This window comes from Neokomagataea tanensis (assembly GCF_006542335.1).
In the GTDB taxonomy this organism is placed as follows: domain Bacteria; phylum Pseudomonadota; class Alphaproteobacteria; order Acetobacterales; family Acetobacteraceae; genus Gluconobacter; species Gluconobacter tanensis.
In genome coordinates, this window is record NZ_CP032485.1 from 1,257,889 (window position 1) to 1,274,166 (window position 16,278).

Consider the following 16,278-nt stretch of genomic DNA (forward strand, 5'->3'; position numbering starts at 1 on the left):
GTGTTACGCGGGGGCCAGCTTAATATTTGTGTTTGATCGGCTGATGGGAATGGGGGATCGGGTTTTTTTTACAGGATATTTCTCTTTTTGCGTTACGCTTCCGCAAAAAGAGCCTGTTGAATATCTGGCAAGAGGGCATCGAATGCCTCAAAGAAGGGGAGAAGGCGCTGTCCGCTTTGGTCAATGCGGGATGGTGTGGGTAAGTGCGCGCTAAGCAAACCGTCAGGTAAACGGGCGAGTCCGCTCATATGGAAAGTCTGTCGGTTAAGGGCAATTCCCAGTGCTTCCATAAGGAGAATATGCGAGCTGAGGCCGATGGTGAGCACCAGTTGCAGGTTGTTCAGGGTCTGCAGTTCATGTTGCAGGGATGCTTTGGCTTGATTGAGTTGATGGGGATGAGACAGAAGTGCGTTGACCGTGGCGGTTGCCTTGGAAAAACGGGCGTGCTGGCCGGTTGTGGATGCGGGGCCGAACAGTAGTCCGCGCGCTTCAAGTGCTTCTTTGAGGCGTTTTTGCGGGAGAGTCTGATCTACATTCAGAATAAGTATGGCTGGGGGAGGGGAGTATAAAAAAAATGGGCTCCCTTCCGAAGGAGCCAAGTTTGAGGAAAAAGTCTTTTCGGAAGGGAACGCAAGGGTCATGTCGGAAGTGTTTCGTCGCTATTGATGTCAGCTGGGTGCCGCACTGGTGACTGGCGAGGGCGGGGTTCCGCGCTGCGTCGTGTAAATTCTGGAGCAATATCTGCCAGCTCAATGAAGCGATCGGCCTGACGGCGTAAGTCATCGCTGATCATTGGCGGAGTAGAACGTGTGGATGAGATGACAGAAACGCGGACACCGCGTGACTGTACTGCCTCGACCGCACGGCGCAGGTCTGCATCACCGCTGATAATGACAGCGTGGTCCAGATTAGGTGCTTGCTCTAGAAGATCTACCGCCAGTTCGACATCCATGTTGCCTTTAATACGGCGTCTTCCTGAATGATCCGTAAACTCGCGTGCAGTTTTCAAAATTAAATGGAAACCGTTATAGGCCAGCCAATCGGTGAGGGGACGCAAGGGTGAGTATTCGTCCGTATCGGGGATAGCAGCATAATAATAGGCGCGACGGAAAAGGCTGCCTTTCTCAAAGAGGTTACGAAGGCTGCGAAAGTCGACGTCGAAGCCGAGATTTTTAGCGGCGTGATAAAGGCTGGCACCGTCGATGAAGAGAGCTGTGCGTTCTGCTGGTTTTAAAAACATGGTTTTAACAATCCGGTTGTATTGAGAATGGGTTCTTATTCAGCGCATACGGCAGAATAGTGACGGCGTTCCGAGAATTCAGGAACTGTGCCGAAAACGTTGAGCAATCTAGGAAAGTTCCATAGTGGGGGTATCAGGCAATGTTTCATCCACGGGGATGTGGGGCATCTTGCTTTGGATTGCAACGCTGTGGCCTGTATGATATACACCCAATCTTCCAGAGTTGTATAATATTCATTTCGACCCGAAGGGGACAGCCTCATGGCGCGCGTTACCGTAGAAGACTGCATCGAGAAGGTGCCTAACCGATTCGATTTGGTTTTGTTGGCCGCACAACGTGCGAGAGGTTTGTCGCGCGGTGAAGAGATGCACGTAGATCGTGACAATGACAAAAACCCTGTTGTAGCCCTGCGCGAAATCGCAGAAGACAAGGTTGAACTGTCCGTCCTGCACGATCGCATTGTGCGCTCTCTCGCGCGTGCTCCAGACCCAGAGCCAGTTGATGAAGAAGTAATGGACATCATCCCGACAGACCAAAACATTTTTGGTTTGCAGGACGTATCCGCTGAGGAAGAGCATTCGCATATGTCATCTGACAATGCTGCTATTGAGGCAGAGCTTGGCGGCCGCGGGCGCTACTAAGTTTTTGCTGAGTAACATTATGCGTGAGGGGTGAGACGCAGTGGTTGACGCTCCTCCGCCTTCAGTAGCAAAAAAGTCAGAACGTCCGCCTCGGGAGGAAAAAACTCCCGGCGGAGCCCGTGGCGATTTCAAGCCATCTATCGACGAAGTCATTCGTCGGATTCAGGCTTATGACCCATCAGCCGACATCGCGCGCGTTGAAGCGGCCTATGATGTGGCTGCAGATGCCCACGATGGACAGCGTCGTGATAATGGTGATGCGTACATCACTCACCCCATCGCAGTGGCGAGTATCCTTGCCGGTTTTCGGATGGACGTTACGTCCATCATGGTTGGGCTGCTGCACGATACCGTTGAAGATACAGGCGTATCGTGTCGATTTCTGGAAGAAAAATTCGGAGAAGATGTAGCGTCGCTGGTCGACGGGGTCACTAAGCTCACAAGGCTTGAGCTTCAATCCGACCGCACGAAACAAGCAGAAAATTTCCGTAAGCTGGTTTTGGCGATGTCACGTGACATCCGCGTGCTTATCGTGAAGTTAGCTGACCGTCTGCATAATATGCGGACCCTGCATTACGTCCAAAGGCTTGATCGTCGTCAGCGTATCTCCCGTGAGACGATGGACATTTATGCGCCACTCGCTGAGCGCATAGGTATGGACCGAGTCAAAACGGAACTACAAAACCTGTCTTTCGCCCAGTTAGAGCCGGAAGCAGATGCCACAATTCGCGCCCGATTGAACTTTTTGCGGGGCCAGGGCGCGGATGTTGTTGAGCACGTAAGGCGCGAGTTGATCGCACTGTGCCGCGAAGCAGGGATTGAGCAGGTTGAAGTTTCGGGGCGTGAAAAATCGCCACATTCGATTTGGTCAAAAATGCAGCGCCGCAACGTTGCCTTTGAGCAGCTTTCTGACATCATGGCGTTTCGTATTATCGTACCAAGCCGTGATGCCTGTTACATGGCTTTGGGAGCTATTCACGGCGCTTTCCCCGTTATCAGCGGTCGCTTTAAAGATTATATTTCAACGCCTAAAGCTAACGGTTACCAAAGCCTTCATACGGGTGTGACACTACGGCACCCGCGCAACCAGAAAATTGAGGTGCAAATCCGTACGGCTGAGATGCATGACCTCGCCGAAAACGGCGTGGCATCTCACTGGGCTTACAAAGAAAACGCGACCCCAAGCGAGCGGGAAGCTGCAGCCCTGTCATCTGCGTTTGGCGCTCATACGCGGAAGCTGCGGTGGGTTCAGGACCTGCTGGAAATTCTGGAAGACAGTCAGGCTCCGGATGAGTTTCTTGAGAATACCAAACTCGAACTTTATCAAGATCAGGTTTTTTGTTTCACGCCTAAAGGGCAGTTGATTTCACTGCCGAGCGGCGCAACGCCAGTTGATTTTGCTTATGCTGTGCATAGCCAGGTTGGTGATCGCTGTGTCGGTGCGAAGGTCAATGGTCGCTTGATGCCGCTGAGGCATGAGCTGCAAAACGGTGATCAGGTTGAAATCATGACGGCGCGTGGCGGCACGCCATCGCCGTCTTGGGAGCGTTTTGTTGTTACGGGTAAGGCGCGTGCTCGTATTCGCCGCTTTATTGCTGCGCAACAGCGCCAGATTAATCTTGATAATGGACGCGCAAGCGTAGCGAAGGCCTTCCGTCAGGAAGGGGTCGATGGGTCCGAAAAGGTCCTTGAGAGCCTGCTTAAAGAACTGCGCTATGCTTCGGTTGAGGATTTGTGCGTTGCGGTCGGCCAAGGACAGATTGGCCCCAAAGACGTTGTGAATGCAGCTTATCCGGAACTGCGTCAGTCTGCACGGGCACCACGTATGGTTCCCGGCCTTTCCCCGCGTTTCGGGCAAACACTGACCAGTCCGCAAAACGGGGTGCGTTCGCCGCAGGCGACGAGTGGCAATATTGTGACTGGTGTTGGTCGCGGCATAGCGGTCAGCTTTGCGGGATGTTGCCGCCCGCTGCCGGGTGACCAGATTGTTGGTATTATCGCCCAAAGCAAAGGCATTTCGATCCACCGTAAAAGCTGCCGAAACCTCTCAAGCTACGTGGATACGCCAGAGCGTTTTCTGGACGTAGACTGGGATTACGATGCGCTTGGCAGCCGCAAGGATATGGCGCCGCATACGGCACGCTTGTCTGTGGTTGCGACGAACGAACCTACAATATTAGCAACTTTGACAAACGTTGCAGCCAAGCACGCTGGCAGCGTTGTGAACCTACGGATTGTAAATCGTCAGCTCGATTTCATGGAGGTTCTTGTCGATTTGGAAGTGCGCGATTTGCGGCATTTGTCGTCTCTGATTGCGGCCTTCCGCACGGCTGTTGGCGTAATGCAGGTCGAGCGGGCAAAGGCATAAGGCGCCATAGTTGTGATTTTGGGTATAGGCACAGATCTGTGCATGATTGAGCGGATCGAAACGGCCATAAACCGTTTCGGTGACCGGTTTCTTCAACGGGTTTTTACTGAGGCGGAACGAGCGCACGCTAACCGCTTGAGTGGAGCAGCCCGTATGGGCAGCTACGCAAAACGCTGGGCTGCAAAAGAGGCTTGTGTTAAGGCCCTCGGGACGGGTTTTGCTCAGGGTGTGAGCTTTCAGGACATTGGTGTGATCAATGGTCCCGCAGGTGCGCCGGAGTTGGTGCTGACCGGTGGGGCAAAGAGCGCTTTGCAGCGTTTGGTGCCGCAGGGGCAGCAGGCGCAGCTATTCGTAAGTTTGAGTGACGATGCGCCATTTGCTTTGGCTCAGGTACTTATCCAGACATTGCCCTATTGATGCCCTTATGTGAGAGCATTGGCCTAAAAGGGCAAGCTGAGCTATGAGCATACAGAACGATACAGAAGGAAGCGCCGGTGTTAGGGACGCAGAAAACAGCTGAACAATCCGGCAGAGCGCCGAGCAAGCCGCAAGAGCAAGAAAGCTTGGGCGAGACCTTGCGTTGGTTTGCATGCATGCTGGTGTCGATCATGCTGCTCCGAACATTGATCATTGCGCCATACGAAGTGCCCTCTGGCTCAATGATACCGACGCTTCAAGTTGGGGATTTTGTACTGGCGACGAAGTTTAGCTATGGCTATTCTCGCTTTTCACTGCCTTTCAGTCCCAATTTATTTGGTGGGCGTATATGGGGCTCGGAGCCGCATCGAGGGGATATCGCTGTCTTTCGCTACACCCACGACACTTCCATCGACTATGTAAAACGTATTGTTGGTTTGCCTGGTGACCACATCCAAATGACGGATGGGAAATTATACCTTAACGGTATTGAGGTCCCCCGAACGGATATGGGGCATTACGAGGTAATTGATGAAAATGGTCGTCTGCTGAGCGGTGAACGCTACCGTGAAGACCTTCCGGGCAGTGGGGGGCGTTCTACGGTTTCGCATGAAATCCTGAAGCTCGACGATGAAGGATTTGCCAATAATACGCCGGAATATGTCGTGCCTGAGGGTTATTTCTTTGCCATGGGTGATGACCGAGACGATAGTGCGGATAGTCGCTTTCAAGGTGATGGACCAGATGATCTGGGGTTTGTGCCAATGCAAAATTTGGTTGGGCGCACCCCCATTGTTGCTTTTTCAATCGACTTGAAACACCCGTGGTGGCAAGTCTGGTACTGGCCGGTGGAAATCCGCTGGGGCCGTATTCTGCATCTGTTGCACTAATGATGTTATCTCTTGACCAAGCCCTTGAGGCAATGGAAGCGGCGCTGGGGCATCGCTTCAAAGAGCAGGGCTATCTTGTTGAAGCATTGACCCATCGATCTGCGGTCAGTGGGCGTGAGGCGCGGCGCGGACGTCGTGCTCCGCGCAGCAAAGGGGCAGGCTCGAACGAGCGTCTGGAATTTATTGGTGACCGCGTTTTGGGCCTCCTCATGGCGGAGTGGCTTTTTGAGCGCTATCCGGATGAGCAGGAAGGGGCATTAGGGCCACGCCACGCGCATCTTGTGTCACGGCCAGTTCTGGCGGATATCGCGGACCAAGTGGGTCTGTCCGAGGCGTTGCGTATTTCTCCTCATGAGGAAGAAGCGGGTATACGGCGTTTGTCGAGCATTCGTGCGGATGCAATGGAAGCTCTTTTGGGTGCTCTGTATTTGGATGCGGGGCTGGGGCCAGCGCGACGGGTTGTGCGGGAGCAGTGGGCTGAGCGGATCGAAAGTGATGCACGTCCGCATAAAGAACCAAAAACGCGTTTGCAGGAATATTTGCTGGCGCGTGCTTTACCATTGCCAGTGTATGATATTCTTGCTGCTGAAGGTCCGTCGCATGCACCTATTTTTCGGGTTTCGGTCACAGCGTGTGGTAAAACCGGCATAGGGGAAGCAGGCTCGAAGCGCCAAGCTGAGAGTATGGCGGCAAGTGATTTATTAGCCCGTTTAGGGCAAAACAAGACATCCTAAGGATGAAGGAACAGTTTATGACGACGCGCTGCGGTTTTGTGGCACTTGTTGGGGCGCCGAATGCGGGGAAATCAACCCTGTTGAACCGCATTGCTGGTGCTAAATTGTCTATTGTTAGCCCTAAGGCTCAAACGACCCGTTTCAGGACTCTTGGCATTGTCATGCACGAGGGCGCTCAGGTCATTTTGGTTGACCTTCCGGGTATTTTCAAGCCGCGCCGCCGTTTGGACCGCGCGATGGTGAATGCCGCTTGGTCTGGCTCACAAGATGCGGACATGACCTTGCTGCTGGTCGATGCCAAAAGCGGTTTGCGCGACGATGTACGCGAGATTATTGCGAAATTGGCAGAAGCGAAGAGCAAGGTCTGGCTTGTTCTGAACAAAATCGATCTGATGTCGCCTGACGCGCTGTTGCCTTTAACAAAAGAAATCAGTGGGCTCATTGCAGTTGAACATGTGTTCATGCTGAGTGCGCGAAAAGGCAATGGTGTCGACGACCTTATGGACCGTCTGTCCCAAGTGCTTCCCGAGGGTCCATATCTTTACCCAGAAGATGATTTGACGGACCTGCCTGACCGTTTGCTGGCAGCGGAGTTGGTACGTGAGCAAATTTTCATGCAAACGCATGAGGAAATCCCTTACCAAGCAACGGTAGAGACTGAGAGCTTCAAAGACCGCCCCGACGGTTCGGTGCGTATTGAAGTTACGATCTATGTTTCTCGTCCCGGCCATAAGGCAATTTTGATTGGTGAAGGCGGAAACAAGATCAAGTCTATTGGTGCGCGCGCGCGACTTGAATTGCAGGACTTGCTGGAGCGTCAGTGCCACTTGTTCCTCAATGTCAAAGAGCGTGCTGGTTGGGATGAAGAGAAAGCTCGTTTGCGGGCTATCGGCCTGGAAGACTGAGCGCTTTAAGCATTTTCTAAGCCGATGGGGGCGAAAGTGTGGGACATTGCTTGTTCCATGCGCTTCGCGTCTGTATGAGAAACAAAAATGCACGATTAGCCTGTGAGGAACCCGCCATGAGCGATGAGACAAAGAAGAGCCCCGAGTACAAACGTGTTCTTCTCAAGGTGTCGGGTGAGGCCCTGATGGGTAATGGCCCTTCTGGCGTTGACCCAGAAATGGTGGACATGGTGGCTGCGGATATCGCGGCTGTTGCGGCCACCGGGGTGCAGGTTTGTCTCGTTGTCGGTGGTGGGAATATCTTCCGTGGTTTGGCTGCGGCTGCCAAGGGTATGGATCGCGCACAAGGCGATTATGCTGGCATGCTGGCAACGGTTATTAACGCTTTGATGCTTCAAAATGCTCTTGAGCGTAACGGGGTTGAAACCCGCGTAATGACAGCTATTCAAATGGCGTCAATTGCGGAGCCTTACATCCGTCGTCGCGCTGTGCGCCACATGGAAAAAGGTCGCGTCGTGATTTTTGCCGCAGGTACGGGCAACCCGTTCTTTACGACAGATACGGCTGCCGCACTTCGTGCCAATGAAATGGAATGCGATGCCCTGCTTAAGGGTACGCAGGTCGATGGTGTGTACTCTGCCGATCCACGCCGCAACCCGGATGCTGAACGCTACGCGCAGCTCACATATATGGATGTCCTGTCGCGTGACCTAAATGTGATGGACGCTGCTGCTATTAGTTTGGCGCGTGAAAACCATCTGCCCATTATCGTCTTCAACATGCACGCCCCTGGCGCGTTTGGTGCGGTAATGCGTGGCGAAGGGCGCTTCACGCGTATTATCGAGGCGGGTTGATCTCGTTTTTGACGTATCTGCCTTATCCTCTATGTTTCGTGAGTAAGAAACCTGTAACTTTGAAAGGAACCGCGCATGTCTGCTGATCTGAACGGCCTTCTGGAAGATCTGACCCGTCGTATGGACGGGGCAATGGAAAGCCTACGCCGTGACCTGTCTGGTCTGCGCTCGGGCCGTGCCAGCCCTAACCTGCTGGAGCCAGTACGCGTTGAAGCCTATGGCTCTGAAGTGCCGCTCTCTCAGGTTGGCTCCATCGCGGTGCCGGAAGCTCGTATGCTGACGGTTTCTGTGTGGGACCGTTCGGTTGTAGGTGCTGTTGAGCGCGCTATTCGTGATGCGGGCCTCGGCCTGAACCCTGCTGCCGATGGCCAGACGATTCGCGTACCCATCCCGATGCTGACAGAAGAGCGCCGTAATGAGTTGGCGCGTGCGGCAGGGCGTTATGCTGAAAACGGCAAAATCGCCATTCGTAACGTACGCCGTGACGGTATGGATCAGGCTAAAACGCTCGAGAAGAAAAGCGAAATCAGCCAAGACGATCAAAAGACATGGAACGATGCGATCCAAAAGCTGACGGATCAGTACATCAAAAAAGTAGACGATATGCTCGCGGACAAAGAACGCGAAATTAAGCAGGTCTGATACCTCTCTTGTCTGCTGGTTCTACCCCGTTTTTTCAAGACTGCCGCATCGCCCTTGATGCAGACGGTACAGTCACGCCGCCCCAGCACGTTGCTGTCATTATGGATGGTAACGGGCGGTGGGCCCAAGCGCGTGGGCTGCCTGTAGTCGCGGGGCATAGAAAAGGCGCAGAAGCTGTACAGAGAAGTGTGAAGCTCGCTATCCGAGAGGGTGTGCGTTACCTTACACTGTACGCGTTTTCTTCAGAAAACTGGCGTCGGTCCGCATCTGAGATCGGGGATCTGACGTCGCTTCTGCGCTTCTATCTAAGGCATAAACTGGACGAACTGGACCAGCAAGGCGTGAGGCTGCGCGTTATAGGGGAACCAGAGCGGTTCGAGGGAGCGCTTTATGAAGAACTCCGTCGGGCAGAGCAGCGCACTTCCGACAATACGCGCCTCACTCTGACGTTGGCATTATCCTATGGTGGTCGTGCGGATATTGCGCGTGCTGCCCGTCATCTGGCAAAGCTCGTGGCTGAAGGCGTCCTTAAAGCGGATGATGTGGACGAGGAATGTTTTGAGCGTAGCCTTCAGACAGGTGATATGCCACCACCCGATATATTGATCCGTACAAGTGGCGAAAGGCGGCTTTCCAATTTCCTACTGTGGGAAAGTGCCTACGCAGAGTTGGTCTTTCTGGACGTGCTGTGGCCTGATTTTGGGGAAAAAGACTTCCTAGAGGCCCTTAGCATTTACGCTGGAAGACAGCGGCGGTTTGGCGGGCGCCCTGTATGAGCGGTAATTCGCGTTGGGGTGACCTCCGCTTGCGTTTGCTGTCAGCTGTAGTCATGGTCGCTGTTGGCGGGTTCTGTCTGTGGGCCGGCGGCACGAGTTATAAGCTTCTCATCCTTGCAACCATGTTTGGTCTGGTGTGGGAAGGAGAAGCGTTACTGAACCAGCCACAAACGAAGTGGCGTAACCTGCTCTTGCACGTTTGGCCAGTAGGTGTTGGGATCGTCGCCCTGACAGGTAATTGGCGGCAAGCTGTCATACTGGCGCTTGCGGGCACAATTTTTGGTCGTCCGGCGTGTTATCCTCTTTTGGTCTCAGCCATTGGTGGTTTGTCCCTGTTGTGGCTACGGGCTTTACCGCATGGCTTGCAAAGCGTTTTGTTTGTTTTCGCAGTCGTCATTGCGAGTGACAGCTTTGCCTACCTCACGGGGCGCATCATTGGCGGTGCAAAACTGGCACCACGTATTTCGCCGGGTAAAACACGCTCAGGCGCCATTGGCGGTTTGTTCGGTGCGGCAGCGGCAGGGGCATTGGTTGCACACTTCTCTGGTATTGGTTTTGTGCTTGGTGGCCTCGTGTGGGGGGCTGTCCTTGGTTTCTGCGCACAAAGTGGTGATCTGCTAGAAAGCGCAGCCAAACGGCGTTTGGGTGTAAAAGATTCCGGAAATTTGATACCGGGCCACGGTGGGTTACTGGATCGGTTTGATGGCCTTTTGGCTGCGGCCCCTGTAGCTGCATGTGTTTCTTTAGCTGCGCCAAGTGGCGTATTTTGGTCTTTAGCTTTTACACATTGGTCAGGCTCAAGCGCGTTTACCGCGGGCCTTCAGTGACCCTTTTGGAAAGGAGCGTTTTTTCATGATGAACAGCCCATCAAGCGCTGCACCGCGCCGGATCAGCGTGCTTGGCAGTACGGGCAGTATTGGTACCTCGACTGTGGATTTGTTGAAAAACACATCTGAGACTGTCGTTGTACGTGCTCTCGTCGGTGGGCAAAATGCAGAACTTTTGGCGGAGCAAGCTATCGCTCTTAATGCCGAGGTTGCTGTTATTCATGACGAACGCCGTTACGATGAATTAAAGACGCTTCTAGCGGGTACGGGCATCGAGGTCGCAAGCGGACGCCAAGCCGTGATTGACGCTGCTGCGTTGGAAGCCGATTGGACGATGGCTGCTATCACAGGGGCAGCGGGTCTGGAGCCTACTCTGGCCGCCGCGCGCAACGGGCACTCTATTGCTTTGGCAAATAAAGAAGCTCTGGTCTGCGCTGGTGACGTTATGCTTAGGGCAGTACGTGCGGCAGGTGCCACACTTCTACCGGTAGATTCCGAGCATAACGCGATTGCTCAGTCTCTTGGCGGTTGTGACATGGCGACTGTGGAGAAGATTATCCTTACGGCGTCTGGCGGGCCGTTTCGTCAGGCGACGCTTGAGCAAATGCGGGAAGCAACGCCCGAAAAGGCGCTGAAGCACCCGACTTGGACCATGGGGGCTAAAATCACCATTGATTCCGCATCAATGGCAAATAAAGGCCTTGAGGTAATCGAAGCGGCTCGTTTGTTTGACCTGACGGAAGATCGTATCGATGTTCTGGTGCATCCGCAGTCGGTTGTGCACGGGCTTGTGCAGTTCCGCGATGGCAGTCTGGTAGCGCAAATGGGATCTGCAGATATGCGTATTCCCATCGCACATACTCTGGCGTGGCCTCAGCGCATGGATACATCGTGCCAGCGTTTGGATTTGGCCGCCATTGGCCGCTTGGATTTTGAAGCCCCGGATGAAGAGCGTTTCGTACCCCTTAGACTAGCGCGCCAAGTCCTGCGCGCTGGTGGTGCCGCGCCCACGGTTTTTTCTGCGGCGAATGAAGTTGCGGTTGACGCATTCTTGAACGGACGTATCAAATTCCTCGGAATTGGTGAGACGATCGACGCCGCTCTGCAAGCAATGTCTGAAAACCCTGAACTGACATCGCTGGATGACGTGTTAGCGTGGGACGCACGCGGGCGTGAACTCGCGGAGAATTATATCTTATCGCTCCAAGCTGGGCGGCGTAATATGGTGGAAGCAGCGCTAAATGTTTGATTTGTTGCGGACTCTTCTTGCTTATGTACTGATTCTCGGGGTCCTCGTTTTTATCCATGAGTTTGGGCATTATTTTGCAGCGCGGTTATGCGGTGTGAAGGTCGATACGTTCTCTATCGGTTTTGGGCCGGCTTTACGTCGCTGGTATGACCGTACCGGTACAGAGTGGCGTATCAGCGCGGTCCCCTTGGGTGGATACGTCAAACCACATGGGTTCGAAGGACCGGAAGACGCAACGGACGAGCAGAAAGCTGCATGGGTTCCTGGCAAGACGTTTCATAGCAAGTCCGTAGGTGCGCGCGCTCTGGTCATCGTAATGGGGCCGGTATTCAACTACATTTTTGCGATAATTGCTTTCACGGTGCTGTTCTCGACGGTTGGTCAACCTCATTTGAAAGAGAGTGTTGCGTCTGTTTCTGCTGGGAGTGCTGCTGAAAAGGCTGGCCTTCAGGCTGGGGATGTTATCAAGAAAATTGGTACTCTTCCTATGTCTGGCCCGCAGGACGTCATGGGGACGGTCTCGGCGCGTCCAGATGTAACGACAACCTTAGATGTGTTGAGAGACGGGCACGACCTCACTTTGCCTGTGACCTTTGACAGCCAGCCGACATCTGGGAAGAACCAGCGCAAGACTGGCCTCCTCGGGATTAGTTTTGCTGTGGAGCCGGGCCACCCGCTGCCAGTCTGGACAGCTGCTGTAAAAGGCGTACAGGAGAGCTGGGTTACCTCTGAGCGCATATTGCAAGGGGTTGGTCAGATTATTACGGGCCAGCGTAGCCCGCGCGAATTAGGCGGTACAATCCGTATCGCTCAAATGTCTGGCCAAGTGTCCCATTACGGTTGGGCCAGTATTCTGTCCTTTATGGCGCTTCTTTCGATCAACCTTGGCTTGATCAACTTATTCCCGATTCCAGTTTTGGATGGTGGGCGTTTGGTCTTTTATGCCGCTGAAGCTGTGCTGCGCCGCCCTGTACCTAAAAAAATTCAGGACATGGGAATGCAGGTTGGTATAGCACTGATTGCAGCGTTATTTCTGTTTTCAACGGTTAATGATTTAACGAATCTCGGTCTTTTTCGTTGGCTAGTGCATCTTGCTGGCTAATAGAAGTCTCATTGGATACGTCTCGTAACGCTTCGTGAGAGGTTAGGTGGCTTGCGCAGGAGGGGGGTTTTCGGATACCTCCGGCTATGTAGCTCTGCGTCGGGGCCTCGTTCGCGTTCTGTAACAAGGAAAGCTGGTTTGTCAGGATCACGGTCTAGAAGCCCTCGGCTCTCGCACATGCGGCTCCTGCTGCTGGCCTCAGCATGTCTTATTCCGGCAGTGCCGATGACAGCAGAGGCACGGACAACACGTCACGCTCCAGCAGCAAAGGCGTCCCTGCCCGGGAATATCATTCAGTCGATCGACGTGAAGGGTAACGCCCGTATTGAGACGAGCACGGTGCTGTCATACATGGTGGCGCAGCCGGGCGATACGTTTAACCAAGACGATCTCGACCGGTCTCTCAAGACGCTTTACGCGACAGGATTGTTCCGTGACGTAACCTTCCGCCGTGAAGGAAGCACGCTGCACGTTGACTTGGTTGAAAACCCAATTGTTAACCGCATTGTGTTTGAGGGTAACCACGCGATTAAGGACGAGGATCTGCGCAAAGAGATCAGCCTGCGTCCACGCGCGGTGTTCTCCTCGCAGACTACCGCTGCTGACCGCCAGAAACTGCTCAACCAGTACGCGCAGAAGGCGCGTTTTGGTGCAACGGTCACGCCACAAATCGTTAAGCTTTCGCACAACCGTGTTGACGTTGTGTTTAAAATTAACGAAGCGGAACAAACTCTGATCCACAAGATTGTCTTTGTGGGCAACAAAAATTTCAGCGAAGCGCGTCTGGCGCAGGTGGTCTCCTCAAAAGAGGCTGCGTGGTACCGGTTCTTCTCGTCTTCGGATGAATACAATCCTGAGCGTATCAAGTACGACGCGGAATTGCTGCGCCGCTTTTACTTGCAGAACGGTTATGTCGATTTCCATATGATCGACGCAACCGGCGAACTGTCTCCTGACCACAAAACCTTTACCGTAACTTTCACCTTGGATGAGGGTGCACGGTATCGCTTGGGCAAGATCGACATCCGCTCCTCTGTGCGTGACGTAACGCCTGATATGATGCGTAAGCGTGTGGAGCTGTTCCATCACCAGTGGTACGATGGTACGGCCATTCAGCACAACACGACGAACATGCAAGAATGGCTGCAAGCTGATGGCCATCCCTTCGCACTGGTTCGTTCAGAAATTGCGCGTAATCCAGAAAAGCACATCGTAGATCTTCTGTTTGATATCAACGAAGGCCCGCACGTATACGTGGAGCGCATTGATATTAACGGTAATACCATCACGCGCGATAACGTTATTCGTCGTAACCTGCCTATGGCAGAGGGTGACCCGTACACCCCGTTTGCTAGAAAATACTCTAAGCTTGAACTTCAGGATTTGGGTTACTTTAGCTCAGTATCTGTCGATCAAACGCAGGGATCAGCGCCGGACCGCGTGAACGTTTCTGCCAATGTTGTAGAAAAGCCGACAGGTGAGTTCTCACTGGGTGGTGGTTATTCGACCGACGTTGGTATGCTTGGTAACGCTTCTGTAAAGCAGCATAACTTGCTGGGTACTGGCGTAGATGCTGGTATTTCGGGTACGGTTGCTTATTACCAGAAGCAGGCTGATATTTCGATTACGGACCCATACTTCCTTAATCGTAACCTCGTTGCGGGTGCTGACTTCTACTTTATTCAAACCAGCAGTAACGGCTACAGCAGCTATCAGCAAAGCTATAGCGAAGGCCAGTACGGCATGAGCTTGCGTATTGGATATGCGTATAACCGCTACTTGTCCCAGTCTTGGAATTACACGCTTGTAGATCGTCAGGTCTCCAACACATACAGCCAAGCTTTTATTGACGAGTACCCAGAATACAACGCTTACGCGCCGTCGATCTATGTGCAGCAGTCAAGTGGTTGGTCTTTGCTGTCTCAGCTCAGCACCACATTGACCTATGATCGCAGAGACCGCCGTACGAACCCGCATGATGGTTACGTCATGAGCTTGGGTGGGGATTTTGCAGGTCTTGGTGGCGGTGTAAAATACGGCCGTGTCAAAGCTGATGGTTCCTACTACATTCCGTTGGATGACCTGACGGGCGACCATGACTGGACTGTTCAGCTCAAAGGTGGCGTAGGCTACATGGGCGATTGGAGCAGCAGCAGCCAGAAAAGCGTCATCGATAACTTCTATCTTGGCGGCCAAAATCTGCGTGGCTTCTTGCAGGGTGGTGTCGGGCCACGAAGCGGGCATATCTGTGGTACAGTCGGATCAGACGGCAAGTGTTCGGCATGGTTGCCGGCAGCTGGTAGCGAAGATTTTATCGGCGGTACCTTCATGTACACGGCTTCCGCTCAGCTGAACTTCCCGTTCCCAATGGGAGATGACCTCGGTATTTCGGGTCGTTACTTTGTTGACGCTGGTAGCTTGTCTGGCATTCGTGTGCGTAACCGTTACACAGATTATTCCCGTCGCTACGAGAGCGGCTATCCTTATACACCGGTTAACGGCGACACGATGACGCCTCGCGTCTCGACAGGTTTCGGTGTGTCGTGGAAGAGTCCTTTCGGCTTGGTCAATATCGACGCAGCTGTGCCTCTGCGTAAAGAGCGTGGTGACCGTATTTACCCAATCCGGTTCGGATTTGGTCAGCAATTCTAATATTCTTCAGGTGCGGTACAGTGCCGCACCCTTTACGAGTTTGAATAAGAGGTGGTTATGACCCTGACTTCGCTGAAACGCACGGCCAAGGTCAGTGCTCTGCTTGGCGCTTTCGTTGGTACGGCTTTGGGTTCGGCCGTACCTACAGCGCATGCTCAGTCTGCAAATGGTGGATGGTTCGTCCCTAAAACCGCACAACCAGAGGCACCGCGTCCTGCGCCGCGCCGTGTTGTAGAGCAGCCTGTGCAACTGCCGGAAGAAGAGCAGCAAGCTGCACCAGAAGCGCCCCGCGCGCCTCCGGTTCTTCCGTTGCCACCTGTTCCAACTCCCCCAGTTTTGGCGAAGTCAACGACCCCGCCACCAGTGGTTGTTGGTGTTATTAACGTCCAAGCTGTGATGCAAATGTCCAGCGCGCAACAAGAGATTCAACAGGTTCTTGGTGCGCGACGTGACCATCTCGCACAAGCTGTGCAGCACGAAGAAGCAGCATGGCGTGAAGAGGCTCAAAAGCTGCAATCTCAAGCGCGCAGTTTGACAGCTGACCAGATACAATTGCGTGAGCGTCATTTGCAGGAACGCCGCGCAAAAGATCAGCGTGAATTCGGCAACCAGGCTCGTATTCTGCAGGAAGCCGCTCAGGTTGCTTACCACCAGATCGAACGTGAGCTTGAGCAACCAAATGGCATTATTGCAAGCGTGGCTGGCTCACATGGTATGAACCTTGTTCTCCACTCGGAGCAGGTTGTTCTGCATGTTGGTGAACACGACATCACCGATGAAGTTATTGCACAGCTTAACAAGACGCTCCCTCACGTCTTTATTCCAGCAGATGGTGTAGACCCAGAGCAGGTCGCCAAGTCTGGGAAAATGCCGACAACGGCGGATGAAGAGCGTAATGCTGCGCCGGAACCCGCACAAACACCGGCAGCTCCGGCTCAGCCGCAGTCCGTTCTTCGTCAACAACACTGAGGTCAGTAGTG

Annotated in this window: 16 protein-coding genes; 14 read left to right on the forward strand and 2 right to left on the reverse strand. The window is 53.5% G+C overall.

From position 1 onward, the window contains the following. Positions 1 to 92 precede the first annotated feature (92 nt). Together D5366_RS05785 and D5366_RS05790 are read right to left on the reverse strand one after the other, a co-directional pair. Complete coding sequence (locus D5366_RS05785; protein ID WP_141492662.1) at positions 93 to 641, reverse strand: hypothetical protein; 549 nt, start codon at positions 639 to 641, stop codon at positions 93 to 95. Beyond that, on the reverse strand, positions 638 to 1,240 hold the full coding sequence (locus D5366_RS05790) for a LabA-like NYN domain-containing protein (RefSeq protein ID WP_141492663.1): 603 nt from the start codon (positions 1,238 to 1,240) through the stop codon (positions 638 to 640). The genes D5366_RS05785 and D5366_RS05790 overlap by 4 nt, the downstream gene beginning before the upstream one ends. 261 nt (positions 1,241 to 1,501) lie before the next feature. Between D5366_RS05790 and rpoZ the strand changes: the two genes are divergently transcribed. The 14 genes from rpoZ to D5366_RS05860 all read left to right on the forward strand — a co-directional run bounded on the left by rpoZ (position 1,502) and on the right by D5366_RS05860 (position 16,267). Next, entirely contained in the window at positions 1,502 to 1,882 is a 381-nt protein-coding gene (gene rpoZ / locus D5366_RS05795) for a DNA-directed RNA polymerase subunit omega (RefSeq protein ID WP_141492664.1), read from the forward strand. 139 nt (positions 1,883 to 2,021) lie between these two features. Then, positions 2,022 to 4,250, forward strand: a complete 2,229-nt coding sequence (locus D5366_RS05800; protein WP_240775390.1) for a RelA/SpoT family protein — start codon at positions 2,022 to 2,024, stop codon at positions 4,248 to 4,250. Between the two features lie 12 nt (positions 4,251 to 4,262). Further along, complete coding sequence (gene acpS / locus D5366_RS05805) at positions 4,263 to 4,667, forward strand: holo-ACP synthase (RefSeq protein WP_141492666.1); 405 nt, start codon at positions 4,263 to 4,265, stop codon at positions 4,665 to 4,667. Positions 4,668 to 4,843: 176 nt separating this feature from the next. Then, the gene (gene lepB, locus D5366_RS05810; protein ID WP_141493854.1) at positions 4,844 to 5,557 is read left to right on the forward strand and encodes a signal peptidase I; all 714 of its coding nucleotides are present in this window, start codon (positions 4,844 to 4,846) and stop codon (positions 5,555 to 5,557) included. After that, a complete protein-coding gene (gene rnc, locus D5366_RS05815) occupies positions 5,557 to 6,291 on the forward strand; it encodes a ribonuclease III (RefSeq protein ID WP_141492667.1) in 735 nt (244 codons plus the stop codon). Before lepB ends, rnc begins: the two co-directional genes overlap by 1 nt. 17 nt (positions 6,292 to 6,308) lie before the next feature. Then, positions 6,309 to 7,196, forward strand: coding sequence for a GTPase Era (gene era / locus D5366_RS05820; protein WP_141492668.1), 888 nt, complete (start codon positions 6,309 to 6,311; stop codon positions 7,194 to 7,196). A 116-nt stretch (positions 7,197 to 7,312) separates the two neighbouring features. After that, positions 7,313 to 8,050: a UMP kinase gene (gene pyrH, locus D5366_RS05825; protein ID WP_141492669.1), complete on the forward strand. Its 738-nt coding sequence runs from the start codon at positions 7,313 to 7,315 to the stop codon at positions 8,048 to 8,050. Positions 8,051 to 8,125: 75 nt separating this feature from the next. Then, positions 8,126 to 8,692, forward strand: a complete 567-nt coding sequence (frr, locus tag D5366_RS05830; RefSeq protein ID WP_141492670.1) for a ribosome recycling factor — start codon at positions 8,126 to 8,128, stop codon at positions 8,690 to 8,692. Positions 8,693 to 8,793: 101 nt separating this feature from the next. Then, positions 8,794 to 9,468: a polyprenyl diphosphate synthase gene (uppS, locus tag D5366_RS05835; RefSeq protein ID WP_141493855.1), complete on the forward strand. Its 675-nt coding sequence runs from the start codon at positions 8,794 to 8,796 to the stop codon at positions 9,466 to 9,468. After that, positions 9,465 to 10,295 (forward strand): phosphatidate cytidylyltransferase, encoded by an 831-nt coding sequence (locus tag D5366_RS05840; RefSeq protein WP_141492671.1) that lies wholly within the window; start codon positions 9,465 to 9,467, stop codon positions 10,293 to 10,295. Before uppS ends, D5366_RS05840 begins: the two co-directional genes overlap by 4 nt. 28 nt (positions 10,296 to 10,323) lie before the next feature. Then, positions 10,324 to 11,544 carry a 1-deoxy-D-xylulose-5-phosphate reductoisomerase gene (gene dxr / locus D5366_RS05845; protein ID WP_141493856.1) on the forward strand — a complete coding sequence of 407 codons (1,221 nt, stop codon included), beginning with the start codon at positions 10,324 to 10,326 and terminating at the stop codon, positions 11,542 to 11,544. Further along, the gene (gene rseP / locus D5366_RS05850; RefSeq protein WP_141492672.1) at positions 11,537 to 12,646 is read left to right on the forward strand and encodes an RIP metalloprotease RseP; all 1,110 of its coding nucleotides are present in this window, start codon (positions 11,537 to 11,539) and stop codon (positions 12,644 to 12,646) included. The genes dxr and rseP overlap by 8 nt, the downstream gene beginning before the upstream one ends. Positions 12,647 to 12,823: 177 nt before the next feature. Then, the gene (gene bamA / locus D5366_RS05855; protein WP_141492673.1) at positions 12,824 to 15,298 is read left to right on the forward strand and encodes an outer membrane protein assembly factor BamA; all 2,475 of its coding nucleotides are present in this window, start codon (positions 12,824 to 12,826) and stop codon (positions 15,296 to 15,298) included. Positions 15,299 to 15,355: 57 nt separating this feature from the next. After that, positions 15,356 to 16,267, forward strand: coding sequence for an OmpH family outer membrane protein (locus D5366_RS05860; protein ID WP_205839567.1), 912 nt, complete (start codon positions 15,356 to 15,358; stop codon positions 16,265 to 16,267). The last annotated feature ends 11 nt before the right edge of the window (positions 16,268 to 16,278 follow it).

What these genes read in the sequence shown, in the direction of transcription:
- D5366_RS05785 (WP_141492662.1), bottom strand. Translation starts at nt 641, where the DNA reads ATGACCCTTGCGTTCCCTTCCGAAAAGACTTTTTCCTCAAACTTGGCT.
- D5366_RS05790 (WP_141492663.1), bottom strand. Translation starts at nt 1,240, where the DNA reads ATGTTTTTAAAACCAGCAGAACGCACAGCTCTCTTCATCGACGGTGCC.
- rpoZ (WP_141492664.1), top strand. Translation starts at nt 1,502, where the DNA reads ATGGCGCGCGTTACCGTAGAAGACTGCATCGAGAAGGTGCCTAACCGA.
- lepB (WP_141493854.1), top strand. Translation starts at nt 4,844, where the DNA reads ATGCTGGTGTCGATCATGCTGCTCCGAACATTGATCATTGCGCCATAC.
- rnc (WP_141492667.1), top strand. Translation starts at nt 5,557, where the DNA reads ATGATGTTATCTCTTGACCAAGCCCTTGAGGCAATGGAAGCGGCGCTG.
- era (WP_141492668.1), top strand. Translation starts at nt 6,309, where the DNA reads ATGACGACGCGCTGCGGTTTTGTGGCACTTGTTGGGGCGCCGAATGCG.
- pyrH (WP_141492669.1), top strand. Translation starts at nt 7,313, where the DNA reads ATGAGCGATGAGACAAAGAAGAGCCCCGAGTACAAACGTGTTCTTCTC.
- frr (WP_141492670.1), top strand. Translation starts at nt 8,126, where the DNA reads ATGTCTGCTGATCTGAACGGCCTTCTGGAAGATCTGACCCGTCGTATG.
- uppS (WP_141493855.1), top strand. Translation starts at nt 8,794, where the DNA reads ATGGATGGTAACGGGCGGTGGGCCCAAGCGCGTGGGCTGCCTGTAGTC.
- D5366_RS05840 (WP_141492671.1), top strand. Translation starts at nt 9,465, where the DNA reads ATGAGCGGTAATTCGCGTTGGGGTGACCTCCGCTTGCGTTTGCTGTCA.
- dxr (WP_141493856.1), top strand. Translation starts at nt 10,324, where the DNA reads ATGAACAGCCCATCAAGCGCTGCACCGCGCCGGATCAGCGTGCTTGGC.
- rseP (WP_141492672.1), top strand. Translation starts at nt 11,537, where the DNA reads ATGTTTGATTTGTTGCGGACTCTTCTTGCTTATGTACTGATTCTCGGG.
- bamA (WP_141492673.1), top strand. Translation starts at nt 12,824, where the DNA reads ATGCGGCTCCTGCTGCTGGCCTCAGCATGTCTTATTCCGGCAGTGCCG.
- D5366_RS05860 (WP_205839567.1), top strand. Translation starts at nt 15,356, where the DNA reads ATGACCCTGACTTCGCTGAAACGCACGGCCAAGGTCAGTGCTCTGCTT.